This is a genomic window from Streptomyces sp. NPDC004051 (genome assembly GCF_053604275.1).
Window position 1 is genome coordinate 59,872 of sequence record NZ_JBSGHG010000007.1, and the last position, 14,583, is coordinate 74,454.

General features: G+C 71.5%; 5 protein-coding genes and 1 pseudogene. 1 reads left to right on the top strand and 5 read right to left on the bottom strand.

Annotated elements, in window-relative coordinates; genetic code table 11:
* The first annotated feature begins 14 nt into the window (after positions 1 to 14).
* Positions 15 to 974, top strand: a complete 960-nt coding sequence (locus tag ACWEQO_RS10760) for a serine/threonine-protein kinase (RefSeq protein WP_452981293.1) — start codon at positions 15 to 17, stop codon at positions 972 to 974.
* On the opposite strand, the gene ACWEQO_RS10765 is transcribed toward ACWEQO_RS10760, so the two are convergent.
* The 5 genes and pseudogenes from ACWEQO_RS10765 to ACWEQO_RS10785 all read right to left on the bottom strand — a co-directional run bounded on the left by ACWEQO_RS10765 (position 946) and on the right by ACWEQO_RS10785 (position 14,323).
* Positions 946 to 3,210, bottom strand: coding sequence for a UvrD-helicase domain-containing protein (locus ACWEQO_RS10765; protein WP_452981296.1), 2,265 nt, complete (start codon positions 3,208 to 3,210; stop codon positions 946 to 948). The genes ACWEQO_RS10760 and ACWEQO_RS10765 overlap by 29 nt on opposite strands.
* Positions 3,207 to 10,165: pseudogene (locus ACWEQO_RS10770) on the bottom strand (DEAD/DEAH box helicase). The gene ACWEQO_RS10765 and the pseudogene ACWEQO_RS10770 overlap by 4 nt, the downstream one beginning before the upstream one ends.
* Before the next feature lie 580 nt (positions 10,166 to 10,745).
* Complete coding sequence (locus tag ACWEQO_RS10775; protein WP_452981299.1) at positions 10,746 to 11,420, bottom strand: hypothetical protein; 675 nt, start codon at positions 11,418 to 11,420, stop codon at positions 10,746 to 10,748.
* On the bottom strand, positions 11,417 to 11,827 hold the full coding sequence (locus tag ACWEQO_RS10780) for a hypothetical protein (RefSeq protein WP_452981302.1): 411 nt from the start codon (positions 11,825 to 11,827) through the stop codon (positions 11,417 to 11,419). The genes ACWEQO_RS10775 and ACWEQO_RS10780 overlap by 4 nt, the downstream gene beginning before the upstream one ends.
* A 27-nt stretch (positions 11,828 to 11,854) precedes the next feature.
* Positions 11,855 to 14,323, bottom strand: a complete 2,469-nt coding sequence (locus ACWEQO_RS10785; protein WP_452981305.1) for a glycoside hydrolase domain-containing protein — start codon at positions 14,321 to 14,323, stop codon at positions 11,855 to 11,857.
* Positions 14,324 to 14,583 lie beyond the last annotated feature (260 nt).

Below are 14,583 nucleotides of genomic sequence, written 5' to 3' on the forward strand. Positions count from 1 at the left end.
CGAAGGAAGTGGACGTGGAGCAGTTCGCTGCGGGCAAGGTTCTGCGCGGCAGGTACCGGCTGGACCGGATCCTGGGCAGAGGGGCGATGGGGCACGTCTGGCAGGGGACGGACGTGTATCTGGACCGCCCTGTCGCGGTCAAGACCGTCGCCGCGGACCTGCTCGCCCTGCCCGACTGGCGCCGCACCGCCCTGGCGCGCTTCGAGAGGGAGGCCAAGGCCGCCGCTCGTCTGGACCACGCCAACATCACCACCGTGTACGACGCGGCCGTCACCGAGGATGTCTGCTGCCTGGTGATGCAGCTCGTCGACGGGACGACCCTCGACAACGTCGTCGACGGCGCCGACGACGGACGCCTGCCCGTGTCCGCCGCGGTCTCCGTGGCCGCGCAACTGTGCTCGGGGCTGTCCGCCGCGCACGCGGCCGGCCTGGTGCACCGCGACCTCAAGCCGCAGAACGTCATGGTCCGCACCAGCGGTCTGGTGAAGATCCTCGACTTCGGCCTCGTGAAGGTGCTCTCGGACACCGATCCACAGCTCACCATGACGGGCGAGACACTCGGCAACATCGCCTACGCCTCGCCCGAACTCCTGGCCGGCGAACAGCCGCTGGACGGTCGCAGCGACCTGTACGCGGTGGGCTGCCTGCTGCACCACATGCTCACCGGCCGACCCCCCTTCCACGGTGAGGGCCCCGCCGAGCTGGCGACCCAGCACCTCACCGCGCCCCCGCCCCGGCTGGCCGGATGCGGGGTCGACGCCCCGGCCGCGCTCCAGGACCTGCTGCACGCACTGCTCGCCAAACGTCCCGAGGACCGTCCCGGCGGGGCGGCGGAGGCGTACGCCGCCCTCGCCCCGTACCTGCCGGCCCCGGATCCGGCACGCGCGACCCGCAGGATGCCGCCGGAGGACCCCCGGCGGCCGTTCCTCGTGCCCCAAGGGCCGGTCATGTCCCGACCGGCGGCCGGACCTTGATCAGTTCCTCGAGGAACGGGCTCGGCTCCCCGTGCCAGAAGACGTCCAGGCTGTCCCGGGCGCGCGTGGTCGCCACGAAGAGCAGGGACCGGGCGCGCTGCATCTCCGTCCGGTAGCGCGCCGGGTCCGTGGTCCGCCGCTGCTGGACGCTCGCATGCGGCACCAGCCCGTCGGCCACCCCGGCGATGATCATGCGCTGGTACTCGAGCCCCTTGAACCGGAACATCGTGCCGATGTGGACGCCGCTGTCGCCGCGGGGCCCGTCCGGGCCTATCTCCAGCGCCTGGATACCGTGCTGAAGCAACGTGTTCGCGGCTTCGCTCGCCATCAGGTTGGTCGGCACGGCGATGGCGATCTGCTCGTGCGGCACCTCACCCCAGGACTCGATCAGCGCGGCGATCGCCTCGCGCTCGTCCTCCCAGTCGTCCAGCCGGTGCAGGTCCGGGACGGCGCCGCTGAGCACGGACCGGTACCCGGCCAGCGTCTCGGTGCTGCCGTCGAGGTCGTCGTACATCTCGTCGCCGAGCACGTTCAGCGCGGAGCGCAGGATCTGCCGGGTGGTGCGGTAGCTCAGCGACAGCTTCGACGACCGGCCGCGGATGTTGATGCCGAGGCTGCCGAGGGTCACCTGGTTCTTGTAGATGCGCTGGTGGGTGTCACCGACCAGGAAGAGGTCGTTGCGGTCCGGAGCGGTCATCGCCCGCAGCATCTTCCAGTGCGCGGGCCGCAGGTCCTGCGCCTCGTCGACCACGATGTGCCGGTACCGGTAGCGCAGCCAGCCCCCCGAACCGTCGGCCACGTGGATGTTGTCCAGGCCGCCTGCTTCCTCCCGCCGGCGGTCGACGGCCTGGATACGCCGGGCGCGCGCCGCCTCCAACTGCGCGGCCCGCTCCGCGACCTGGTCCCACGTCTGGGCTCCGAGCCGGTCCAGGCGCTGGGTGAACCGCTCGGCGAGCTGCCAGATCTCGGCGCGCTGGGCACGGGTGACGGTGCCGCCCCGGCCGGCGCGGCGCACCCGGAAGTACTCCGCGCGGGAGGTGACGGCCTGGCCGAGGATCACCTGCGTCCACTCGTCGTTCAGGAACTCCGCGTCCCAGCCGTCCTCGCCGAGCTCGTCCAGGAGCGAGCGCCATTCACGGACCGCCTGCGCCTCGTCGATGATCCGCTTGCGGTTGCCGGGCTCCGCCTCCCGGACGGTCCGCAGCGCGAGCTGGTCGACGTGGCTGATCTCGACGCGCGACAGCAGCGCCTCGCCGCCCAGGGCGAGCAGCCGTGAACGCAGGTCCGCCGCGAGGTTCTTGTTGTACGTGGTCAGCAGGACCGGCTTGTTCCGGCCGGCCGGGAGCCGTTCGACCAGGTGCCTGACCCGGTGCAGCGCCACGATCGTCTTGCCGGTGCCGGGCCCGCCCCCCACACGGGCGGGACCGCTGTAGTCCCGCGAGACGAGCTTGGCCTGCGTGGGGTGCAGGAACACCTTCCAGCGCCCGAAGTCCTCGCCCTCCAGCGCCTCGCGCAGCGCGTCGTCGGTGGTGGTGACGATGGTGGCGGGACGTTCGGCGGCGGCCCGGAAGTCCTCGGGGTCCACGGGTTCCGGCGCCGCGACGGGGGCGGTCACCTGCTCCAGGACGTCGTCGTACTCCTTGCCGTCGTGCAGCGCCAGCAGCACCTCGCCGGTGAGCTGGGGCGCGTACTCGGCGAGTCCGAGGAGCTGGTCCTCGGTGGTCAGTGCGGCGACGACCGGGAGCAGGGACGGGGCCACACCCAGATCGGTGAGCTGCTGCTGCGACCACTTCGCGAACAGCGGCTCGGGAGCGGCCGGCCCGGCGGGCTCGGCGGTCGGTGCGGCGGTCGGTGCGGTGGGCCGCGGGGCCGGGGGAGTGAGCACTTCCGCCTGCACGACCTGCAGGTCCACGTACTCGATGCCGCCGGTGACGCGGTTGACCGAGTACGTGAGCCGGTCCAGGTGCGCGTACACGTCCTTGCGGTGCTTGACCGAGACGATCAGCCAGTCGTCGTCCGCCAGGCGCAGCAGCAGCGCGCGGTACTCGTCGTTGACGCGTGCCGAGTACAGCTTGTCGTGACCCTGCAGTTGCTTGAGACGCAGCCCCGCGGAGTCGGGGTTGGTCTTGAACTTGTGCTGGAAGTCGTAGATCGCGCCCTTGACCGGGCGGGGGAGCTTGAGGATCTCCCGGTCCGCCTTGTCGAGCAGGCGCAGCGTCACGTTCTTGCCGGTCACGTCTGTTCGTTCTCCCCGTTCTCCGTGGTGGTGCCGTCGGGCCGGTCAGGATGGTTCCGGTCGCCGGACGGCGGCGCCGGTGGTGCCGGTGGTGCGCCGTCGAGGCGGTCCGCGAGGTCGTCCGCGGTCCAGTCGGCGGCGGGCCGCACCTCCCAGCCGGCCGCGGCGAACGCGCGGTCGCGGTCGACGGCCTCCGGATCCTCGTCCTCGCCCTCCGGCGGGCGCGGGGCGAGGACCACACCGACGCGTGCGGCGGGCCAGGCCAACTCGGCCAGCCAGCCGTTCTCGTCGAGCTCGTGGCCGTCCTCGGGGACCGGGACACCGCGTGCGGCGAGGGCCTCGGCGAGCGCGAGCAGACCGGGCTCGTCCGCGTCGAGATATTCGACGACCCGGTCCCACGCCGCGTCCCGCACGGGCGCGGCGGCGCCCGCCCGGGACACCTCCGCGACGGCCGGGACCTGCGGCGACGGTACGGCGGTCCCGGCCGGCACGGACGTTCCGCCGACGGTCGCGGTCGCGGTGGTTGCGGCGAGGGTGACGCGGACACTCTCCAGGACACCGCTGCCGCCCGTGACCGCCAGGATCTCGACCGGGAACCCGTCGAGACGGCCGGTCGTGAGCTGGACGGCGTCACCGCCGCCGGTGTCCAGGAACTGCAGCAGGTTGGACCAGTACAGCCAGGCCCGCCAGCGGCGCTTGTGCGCCTCCTCCTGGGCGTGGACGCCCGGCGCGTCGTCGAGGAGGGCGATGCCGGTCCACGCGGGGGGCTTCGCCCGGCCGTCCGCGGCGAACACCAGCGGCAGCCCCGACCGGTCGGTGACCGTGAACAGATGCACCGGGCCGGGCGGCCCGGTGGGCGTCCCCCGCGCAGCGCCGCCGTGATCTGCTCGCCGAGCACGTCCGGCGGCAGCGCGACGGGGTGGGCCCCGGCGCCCCTGAAGCCCGCCAGGGCGGCCTCCGCCCGCCCCTGCCAGAGCTTCGCGTCCGGCCGGCGCAGGTACTCCATGAGCTGGACGGCCGGATTGACCCACACCGTCTCCGCGAGCTCACCGGGCAGGGCGCCCCACACCTTGGCGTAGTAGCCGCGGGCCGTGCCGCGGGCCCGATCGTCGTACGGCTCCCACACCGGGTCGGCCGGGCCCGCGCCCGTGTGACCGGTGTCCCGGACGTGGCGCTGCCACCCCGCCACGTCGCCGTAGGTGAGCTGGAAGACCCTGAGCCCTTCCGCGCGCAGCCGGGCGCGCTTGTCGGCGTCGTCGCCGACCCGGTTGTGCTCCCGGCTGGCGTGGAACTCGTAGCCGTCCAGGTAGACCGCCACGCGCGGGCCGGGCGCGTCGACCCGTTCGAAGAGGACGTCGGGGCGGGTGCCGTCGAGGACGCGCTGCTGCGACACCCGCCAGCTCAGCGTGGTGCCGTCGGCCGCGGTCAGCCGCAGGTCCAGCGCGTGGGTGCCGGCCGGAGTGATGTAGGCGTCACCGCTCGCACGGCTCTCCGGGAGTTCGGCCCACTCGCGCAGCGTGTCGATGAACAGGACTTCGAGGTCGCTCTCGGCCTGCTGGTGCATCGGGATGTGCTGGGTGGTGGCGACGGGCGAGGTGCGCCAGCGCTCGCCGTCCGCACCGAGCAGCTCGTCGAGCATCTGCCGGACCTCGTTGCGGCTGACCTTGTCGTAGTCGGCCGGCGGTACACGGCGCAGCAGGCAGCGGTGGCAGCCGTCGAGCCCCTTCCTCAGACAGTCGCAGCTCTCGATCGCCTCACGGGCCTTCAGCAGGACCTCGCGGAAGCCCTCGGAGGTCGCCAGGCGGTGCAGGTAACCGGTGCCGCCGGGCAGCCGGTCGTACACCACGAGGAACCGGCGCGGCCAGTCGCGGTCCTCGCCGTCCGGCATGGACGCGGCGGTGATGTCGATGTGGTCGGGGTCGCCGCCGTAGCGGGCCGCTATGCCCGTGAACAGCGCGGCGGTGAACGAGGCGAGCCGCTCCCCGGCCCGCGCCACGGACGCCGGCAGCAGGATGCGGACGGCCTCCGTCGTCAGCTCGTGCGCCAGCAGCAGCGGCACGTCCAGCCCGGCGCCCTGCTCCTCCCCGCTGCCGCGCAGCCGTCGGCGCGGGCACCACAACTGGTGGTGGGCGCTCGCCCGGGTGGAACGGGCGAGCGACGCCGTGAGCGCGTGCTGCGACTGGTCGACGACCGGCAGGCCGTCGGCCGTCGCACCGCCGCAACTCGCACACACGTAGAACGGGTTCAGGCGTACGTCGTCCCCGGCCAGCGGAACCGTGCTGCTGCCGTCCTGCCGGTCGACCCCCAGGTTCAGGGTGCGCACGACGGCCCTGCGGGTGAAGTCGGCGCCGAAGACCGCGGTCTCGTGCCGCCACGATCCGGCCGCCAGGTGCGCCGGGTCGATGTCGACGGTGGTGAGGACCGCGTACCGCCTCCGGTCCCGCTCGTCGCGGTCGTCCCGGACCCGGGCGTCGTCCCGCTTGTCCCGGGACAGCACCCGCCGGGGCTCCAGGACGTGGTGCACGCAGCCCGCGTCGGCGATCTCCCGGGAACCGCACCGCGGGCACGGCGAGGTGTCGTTCTTCGGATCGCCGTGCGTGCGCGCGTACCCGCAGGCCGGGCAGAGGCGCCACACCGCCCAGGCGCGTCGCTCCGGGCTGCCGATGTCCAGGGCGCGCACGACGTGCCGGTAGCCGTTGACGTAGAAGCTGTTGCCGGGCGCGAGTTCGGTCAGGGCCAGCTTGCGGGAGCGCTCGTAGTCGCGCATCTCGCTGCGGTACACCTGGTTCCGGCGGTCGTCGTCGCCCTCCGGGGCTTCGGTGTCCCCGCCGTCCCCGCCGTCCCCGTCCTCCCCGGGCGCCTCCTTCCAGTAGAGCGTGGCCTCCAGCGACGTCGTCGTGTCGGTGAGGCTGTAGTTCGGCAGCAGCCCCAGTTCGACGAGGGCGCCGTGGGCGCTGGTCTGGCTCAGCTGGCGCAGCAACTCGCCCGTGGCGCGTCGTTCCGCGAGCAACTCGCGCCGCTCCGCGCCCTGTTCACGGTCCTCGGCGAGTAGTCCGTCCACGGCGGTGTCGATGGCGGCGATACGGCGGCGCAGCTCCTCGCGGCGCGCCGTCCACTCCTCCTCGGCCTCCTGCAGGGCGCGCGCGATGCCGCCGGTGGCGTAGGCGCGCAGCTCGCCCGCGGTGTGCGCGGACACCCCCCGGTCGTCGTCCGGGCCGCCGGGCGCCTGCGGGAACAGCGCCAGGAACTCCTCCACCAGCCGCGCCCCGTGGGTGAGCGCCGCCTCCGACAGGTCCTGGCACCAGCTCTCGGTGCCGAACAGCGCCGACGACAGGCGCGGCACCGGCATGAGCGGCTCGCCGTCCGCGGTGGTCAGCTCGCCGCGCGCCGCCCGGTCCAGCAGGTGCGCCGTGTACTGGCGGCGCAGGATCTCCACGGCCGACAGGTAGCAGCCCGGCGGCACGATGTCACCGGCGATCATCTCCGTCGGGTCGTCCAGGTAGTACCGGTCGCGGGCCCGGCGCCCGCCGAAGGCGACCACCAGCGCGTTGCCGGTCCTGCGTCCGGCCCGCCCGGCCCGCTGCACGTAGTTCGCCGGGCCGCCCGGCAGCGAACCGAGCAGCACCGCCGACAGGTCGCCGATGTCGATGCCCAGTTCCAGGGTGGGCGTGCAGGACAGCACGTTGGGGTCGGTGTAGTGGCTGCCCTGCCGGAACGTGCGCTCCACGCGCTCCCGTTCGGGCCGGGTCAGCATGCCGGTGTGCTCGGCCGTGACGACCCGGTAGGTGCCGCCGGTCAGGTACAGGCGGCGGTAGTAGTCGTCCCGGTAGTCACGCTCCAGCTTCCCGCCGAAACCGCCGCTGCCCGCCCCGGTCGACGACACGCCGTGCTGCGGCGGGGTGAGCAGGCCGGTGCAGCGCCAGCGCGGGCAGGGGTGCCCGTACCAGCGGGTGCGCCGCTCGGGCACCACCACCTGCTGCCAGCCGCACTCCTCGCAGGACACGAACGCCTTGTTGACCAGGTCGTCCGTCAGGAGCCGCACCTGGATGTGGCCCGGCTGCAGCCCGTAGACGCGGGTCGTGCGGTCCTTGGCGGTGCGCACCGACAGCACGCCCTCGTCCGCGAGGACGGGCAGCAGCCTGCGCAGGTACTCGGTCGCCTGGACCGCGTCCAGGCCGAGGCAGCGCCGCGTCCAGTCCTGGTACCAGGTGCCCCGGCCGGTGATCGTGTCGAACTTCGACTTCTCCTTCGGGCCGTCGAGCAGGAACCTCGGCGGCGCCACGTACCCCTCGGGGAAGGCGGGCATCCCCTCCGGCCGCCGGCCGGAGATCAGGTACTGGTTGACCCCCGCTTCCTTGATCCAGGTCTCCAACCACCGGTGCCGCACGCCACCGCGCAACCGCACCCGCTCCAGCAGCCCCCGCACGTACGCCAGGTACCGCTCGGGCGTGGGCAGGGCGCCGTCCAGCCCCAACTGCCCCGGCAGCGTGAGGTGCAGGTCGCGGGCGAGCGCGACGATCCGGTCCGGATCGGCGACCACCACCTCCGCGGCCGTGGTCCGGGTCAGCTCCAGGGTGCGCCCGAGCCGGGAGCGCAGCCCGAACTCCATGACGGTCGCGAACGCGAGCCGTTCCCCGACGAGCTTCCAGGTCCGCGCGTCCCCGGTGCCGCGCCCCGACAGGAGCCGGTCCACCCCCGGTTCGTCGTGCAGGTCCGGCGGGACGACGGCGGCCAGCGCCTGCGGATCGTCCACGGAGTCCAGGACGTCGCCGATCAGGTCGTTGAGCGGGAGCGGCGCACCGGTGTCGTCGAGCTGGTGCGCGAGGAGCGAGCGCAGCGAGAACTTGTACGAGGCGTTGGCGACGTACCCGGCCCGGTGCGCCGCGTCCTGCGTGGAGTCGTTGAACAGCAGCGTCTTGCGCTCCTCCGGCGCCAACGCGATCTCCTGGCCGCCGGTGAACAGCTGGGTGACCGTCGCGGAGGCCAGCGCGGCGAGCGCGGTACCGAGGAACCGGATGCCGTTGTCGGTGTTGCAGGCCGGGCAGGTGTCGTCCCGGGCGGCCTGGTCGGCGGTCTTCTTGTCCAGGAGGGCCCGCGCGAACCAGGCGTCCTGCAGCCCCTCCCCGTCCCCGGCGACCGGCATGCGGTAGGTGCTCTGCGCCCCGTCCAGCACCACGACGGAGTGCGGATCGACGCCGCCCGCCTGCTGGGGCGCGGTGCCGGTGAGCGCCGCGAGGGCGTCCCGCGCCTCGGCCGGGGTCGCCGCGATGAAGTACCGCAGCCGCCGCTTGTCCCGACCGACGGCGGCCTGCCAGATCTTCGGCGGACCGGTCTCCAGCTTCTGCGGATCGGCCTCCGGGGACAGCGCCGCCCAGCCCGAACGGCCGCACACACGGCAGTAGATCGCGGGCAGATGGGCCTGGGCCGGCCGCTGCACGGTGTCCGAACCCGGCAGCGCCCGGGGCCGCCGCGAGTCCGCCGTCGGCCAGTCGTCGCTCTCGGAGGCGTCCTCGGACGCGGACGCCGCGGTGAGCGCGGAGCGCCGCGCGACGGTCCGCTCGTCCTCGTACCAGCGGAACTCCGGCCGGCCGCTCACCCCGCTCAGCACCCGCCCCACCGGACGGACCCACAGGTGCGCCTCGATGTGCAGCAGCGGACGCGGCCGGTGCGCGTCGGACTCCGGGTCCCGCGCGGACGACAGCAGCGCCACGAACCGCGACAGCGCCTCCAGCGCGAGCCGCGGTTTCTCCCGCGCGGTGCGCGCCCACGCGTACCCGAAGCGGGCCATGCGGTCCCGCAGCCCCCACTCGTCGAGCGGGTCGCCGTTCAGCAGCGCGAGCACCCCGTGGGTGAAGTCGTGCTTCTTCAGCAGCCGCCCGATCTGGAAGGCGTCCAGGCCGCGCCGCCCCAGCAGCCGCTCGGCGAGCCCGTCCAGATCGAGCCGGTCCGGGTCGGACTCCACGCCCGGCCCGCCCGAGACCTCGATGACCTCCTTGGGGCCGGGAGGCTCGGGCAGCTCGTAGTCGATGTCGCCGACGAAGTCGTCGGCGCTCAGCCGCTCCTCCCCGATCACCGCGTCCACACCGAACGGCACGCCGAACACCTGCTCGGCGACGGTGAGGATGCCGCCGGTGTCGCCCCCGCCCTCACCGAGGGTCGCCGAGGTCGCCACCGGGCAGATCGACCCGAGCGGCCGCTCCGGCTTCGAGGCGCCCACGGCGGACGCCAGCCGCCGCAGCAGCATCGCCACGTCGGTGCCCTGCGCGCCGTCGTAGGTGTGGAACTCGTCCAGCACCACGTACGCCGGGTCGGCCCCCTCCCACAGCGGCCGGTCCTCGGCCCGCTGCAGCAGCAGGTCCAGCATCTTGTAGTTGGTGATCAGCACGTCCGGCGGCGAGACGCGCATCTCCTCGCGCCGCGTCAGCACCCGCCGGAAGTCCGTGTCCGGCTTGTCGCCGATGTAGAGGCCGGCCGTCACCTGCGCCAGCTCCGGCTGCGCCAGGTAGTCGCCGATGCGGCCGGCCTGGTCGGTGGCGAGCGCGTTCATCGGGTACAGCAGCACGGCCTTCACCCCGCGCCGGCCCAGCGCCTTCTGCCGCCGGCAGTGGTCCAGCACCGGGATCAGGAACGACTCGGTCTTGCCGGACCCGGTGCCGGTCGTCACGAGCGTCGGCTCGGCCGCACCCCGGTACGTGCTCAGCCGCTGCCACGCCTTCGCCTGGTGCCGCCACGGCGTGAACGACGGCTGCCACTCCAGCGCGGACCGCCACCCGTCGTCGGCGGGGTGGAACGGCGTCCTGATCCGCAGGTACGGCCCCCGGAAGATGCCCGTCTCCGGATCCTCGAGGAACCGCTCCAGCGCGCGCCGCGTGTCCTCGTCGGCCAGGGCGTACGTCGTCGTGAGGTACTGCGTCAGACTGCCGCGGAGCTGCGCGGCGGCCAGGGTGGGCTTCACGAGGACCTTTCGGGCAGGACGGGTGCCACGACCGCGGGGTGCGCGACGCCGTGACAGCCGGGCGCCGGCACCGTGACGATCAGCCCCCAACATATCGGCCACCTCGGACAACGACACCCACCTGGTCGAATCCCGGACCCCGGCCGTGCGGCGCGGACGGGACGCGGGCGCCCGGTGGTGCCCCTGGCCGGAGGGCACCTGCCCCCGGCCGCCCTCCCCAGGCCCGCCGCCGGGCACCGGACTTGGGGAGCGCGAGGTCGGAATCACCGCGCACACGCGGTTCGCCATGCCGGGGTCAGGCGGCGAGGTACGCAGCGTGACTCCACCCACGTGTGAACGTGCGGTGGGGTTCCCCGGGATGCGGGGAAAGGTGCCGGCGGACACGAAGTCCTCACCACTCCACGGCCCGTCGAGGCGGTCACGCGCCCACATGGCCGTGGTCCCACGAGGATTGCTCGCCCGGGCCGTCCGGGCAGTGAACTCCGGCACGACCACACAGGGCCGAGGACGAACGGACACCGATTGCCGCGACAGGATCTCCGGCCCGGGCGCCGGGCCCGGGCCGGAGACCGGGCGGGTCCTACGAGGCGCTCCGCCGTTCGAAGGCCTTGACGTCGGCCAGGCGTTCTGGCTCGAACGCGTCGACGGTCCCCGCTCCCAGGCCCGGAGTGTCCCTCCAGGCCCGGAGCTTGCGGGCCACGCCCCGTACCTTTGGGTGGGTCGGCCCGAGAGCGATCTCGAAGTGCGACTCCTGGGGCGAGACGAAGTCGCCGCCCCAGGCGACGACACCGTCCAACTCGGCCAGGATGTCCCGCACCACCACCAGTTCCTGCGAGTACAGCCCTCCTCGTGCACCCAGCGGGTAGGCATGCGGCCGGATCGCTATCGCCGTGCCCGACAAGTAGTTCGACTCGTGGGGCTGACGGACCCTGCGGGACGTGGTGTGGCCCGTCACGTCCTTCTCGCGCAGCTGGTCGATCTCGTAGTGGAACCGGCGGGCGACGTGCAGCAGGAGCGTCGCGGCGTCACCGCCCGCCAGGCGTACGGACCGGCCGCTGCCCTCGATGGTGTGGGACGCGGCCTCGCCGAGGATCTTCCAGCCGTTGGCTGAGAGGCTGCCGCTCCAGGTGGTTGCCGCCTGGTCCGTCCGGACCGGGGCGGCGGCTGCCGGGGCGATCTCCAGGAGACCGAGGGCGGCGGCTCCGGCCAGGCTGCCGGCGGCGCCGAGCACACGGCGTCTGCTCAGATCGTTCATGACGTGCCCTTCTTCTTGGTACGGCGTGGGATGACGACCAGGCGCACGGCGTAGGCCAGGCAGAGGAGCGCCAAGACGGGGAGCACGACCAGGGCCGGGTTCACCCAGACCGGGACCAGGTCGTACCCCGCGTGGCACTTTTTGTACAGCGGGAACCACCGCGTGTGTTTCTCGAAGTTCGCGTCGAGGTACGCCTCGTCGTAGGTCTGCCCCGCGCTGTGGCATGCCTCCTCAGGGTCCAGAGAGGCCCCGGCGAGGGAACCGATGAGGTAGGTGACACCGGTTCCCAGCATGAGGAGCACCGCGCTCCAGGTGAACCAGGCGGGACTGCGCCGCCACGTGCCCGAGAGCAGCGGACGGCTCCAGAACCACAGTCCGACCAGGAGGGGGAGGAAAATGATGGCCATGGGCTAACTCTGCCGGTTCTTCCTGTCCTACCTGGCCGCTGCCCGCTGCGCGGCCTGCTTGCGGTAGGTGGCCAGGTTTTCCTTGTACTTGGAGGCCAGGCTGTTCTCCAGGCCGATGAGGGCGAGCTGACGGTCGGAGAACCCTTGACAGAACTGGGAGAGCTTCTCTGCATTGCCCGGCACGAGGACGTAGTCCGCTGGCAGGGCGACGCCCGCGCCCGCGATGAGCGCGAGCCGGGCCATGGCGACGGTGACGCCGGCGGGGCCGGCGAGGGCGTCCCAGCAGGACGCGCGCGCGTTGGTGGCGTTCTCCCAGCGCCGGTCGAAGTGGCTGCGGAAGCGGTTCAGGCCGCCTCCGTTGTTGTAGTGCGCCTTCATCCAGCCGACGATGTTCCCGTCGTCGGCGACGTGCTTGGCCAGCAGGTATCCGTCGATGTCCTCGATCATGTCCGTGTAGCCGAAGCTGGAGACGGTGCCGGGGACGGCCAGCTTGGCCTGGCAGAACGTGAGCGGCGAGGCGTACTCGTCCACCGAGTTCCGCCAGTTCGCCCAGAAGGTCATGATGTCCCCGCCCCAGCCGGCGACGTCGCCACCGGTGGCCTTCTGCTTGTCGGACGGGTCGGAGTTCTCCAGGAAGCCGTTGGCGGTGGCCATCAGGTGGGTGGCGTCGAGCTGGTACCCCGTGATGGTGTCGGTGAAGGATTTCTCGACCGACATGCCACGGCTGTTGCAGTACTCGACGAAGCCCTCGTCGTAGCTGTTCGCCAGCCACCACCACTGCAGGCCGTAGTACTTCTTGTGACGGATGTACTCCATCACCAGCCGGCTGGCGTTGGTGCCGACGTTGTTGGACGACTTGTACGCGAGGGCGTGGTCGTAGAGCCGCTGCACGTAGGCGATGTAACTGTCGGCGGGGCCGCCCGTGTCGTTCACCGAACCGACGCCGGGTTCGCCTTTGAGCCGCCAGACGTTCCGGTCCAGGTCGAAGGTGTCCGTGCCGTTGGTGACCTTGAACTCCTTGATCTGGTTGATCGCCCAGTTGGAGGGCAACGGGTAGCCGAGGTTCCCGGAGAAGCCCCAGGACATGCCGGAGACGAAGGAGAAGCGCGCGCTGGTCTTGGCGGTGACGTTGATGCAGACGTTGCGGGAGCCGTAGACCCCGTGGAAGTACTTCTTGCCCCTGCTGGCGAGGCCGGCCACCACGCCGTTGAAGTAGGTGACGATGCCCTGCGGGTGATTGTCGATCTCCCACTGCTGGGCGTCGTAGTCGACTGCGAAGTAGATTGTGGTGCCCCGGTTGAAGCCGTACTCACTGGCCAGGTCGTGCGCGTTGAGGGCGTGCTGGTAGCCCTGGCCGTAGGTGAAGTCGGAGAGCTGGCGCGCGTTGTCCTGGTAGATAGGGAAAACTCGCAGGTTGGCGTCGAAGATGGTCTGCAGCTCGCCGGGCTTGATCTCCTTGTCGAGCGTGGACCCCGGCGGGTCGTAGAGGTAGCGGCCGACTATGCGGTACTCGTTGTCGTACAGCCAGCGGGCGCGGGAGGCGGTGATCTCGAACCTCGTGTCCGAACCGGTCGCCGCACGGTCCGCGTTGCCCATGGACACCAGCAGCTGAGACCAGGTGTCGTACTCGCCCACGCCGTAGTTGGCGTGTTTCGCCGTGTACAGCTGGGAGAACTCCTGGAAGATCTCGACGAACTCCCGGGTTTTTGAATCGAAGGTGCTCTTGAAGGTCGTCCGGACCTCCGAGTCGTCTTGGCCGTGCAGAATCACCGGCTCGTTGAAGACGCAGGCCGCGGTGAACAGCTGTACGAAGATGCCGGAGTTACCCTCCCGCACGGGATGCTCCCGCAGGCCGGCCTGGGTGCCGGGGCCGAAGTTGCCGTTGGGGCTGAGCCCCAGTTCGTACTGGATGGCGATCACCAGGGACTTCTGCACGTCCCGGGAATAGATGCCGTCGCACGGGCCGATCGAGTAGGCGTCCCGCTGCCAGTAGCGGTTGTTGAGCCACTGCTGGATGGACCGGATCTTCTCCGTTCCGCCGGCCACGACGACGTACGCGTCCATGTTGAGGATGCACTTGAAGATCTTCGGAGTGGTGACGCCGCCGCTCGTACCAGTTCCGCCGTCGGGCAGGCCCATGTCGACGAGGAGGTTCTTGACGGCCTCCGTGGTCACGGCACCGTACTCGCCGTAGCCGTTGGCTCCCCAATAGCCCTTGCAGAACAGGCCGTGCTGGAGGATGCGGACGATGTTCGAGTTCTTGTTCCAGCCGAAGCCGATATCGCCGAGGGCCTGGAGCCTGGAGATGGTGGTCGGGCCGAAGCTGGCCACCAGAGGGCTGATACCCAACTCGTGCTGGAGCCCCATGGTCAGCGCGTACATGGTGGACCAGCCGGTGCGCCCGTCCTCGGGGCATTTGACATATCCGGCGACAGAGCCGTAGGTGGCGTTCACCCATTGCTGAGCCTCAAGAACCTTCGAGTCAGCCAATTCCATAACTCCTTCTGTTGCGAGAACCGCAGCAATGGCGGCTTGCACGAATCGAGTGGGGATGAGCAGGGGTGTGCCCATGTCGTCAATGGTTGAGCCGATCGGAAATGTGGGGGAAACCGAACTCCGCGGGCGCCGGCGCGTTGAAGAAGCGACTTCGTGCGCTGCGCGACACGAGGCGACAAGGAGCTCGGGAGGAAGGGGAGGCCGCTGACGTGACGAGAACCGACGTATTTTGTCGCTGCGAAACCCCGGGATGCCGACGG

Excerpts from the sequence above, each read along its gene's own strand:
- ACWEQO_RS10775 (WP_452981299.1), bottom strand. The coding sequence starts at position 11,420 with ATGAACGATCTGAGCAGACGCCGTGTGCTCGGCGCCGCCGGCAGCCTG.
- ACWEQO_RS10785 (WP_452981305.1), bottom strand. The coding sequence starts at position 14,323 with ATGGAATTGGCTGACTCGAAGGTTCTTGAGGCTCAGCAATGGGTGAAC.
- ACWEQO_RS10780 (WP_452981302.1), bottom strand. The coding sequence starts at position 11,827 with ATGGCCATCATTTTCCTCCCCCTCCTGGTCGGACTGTGGTTCTGGAGC.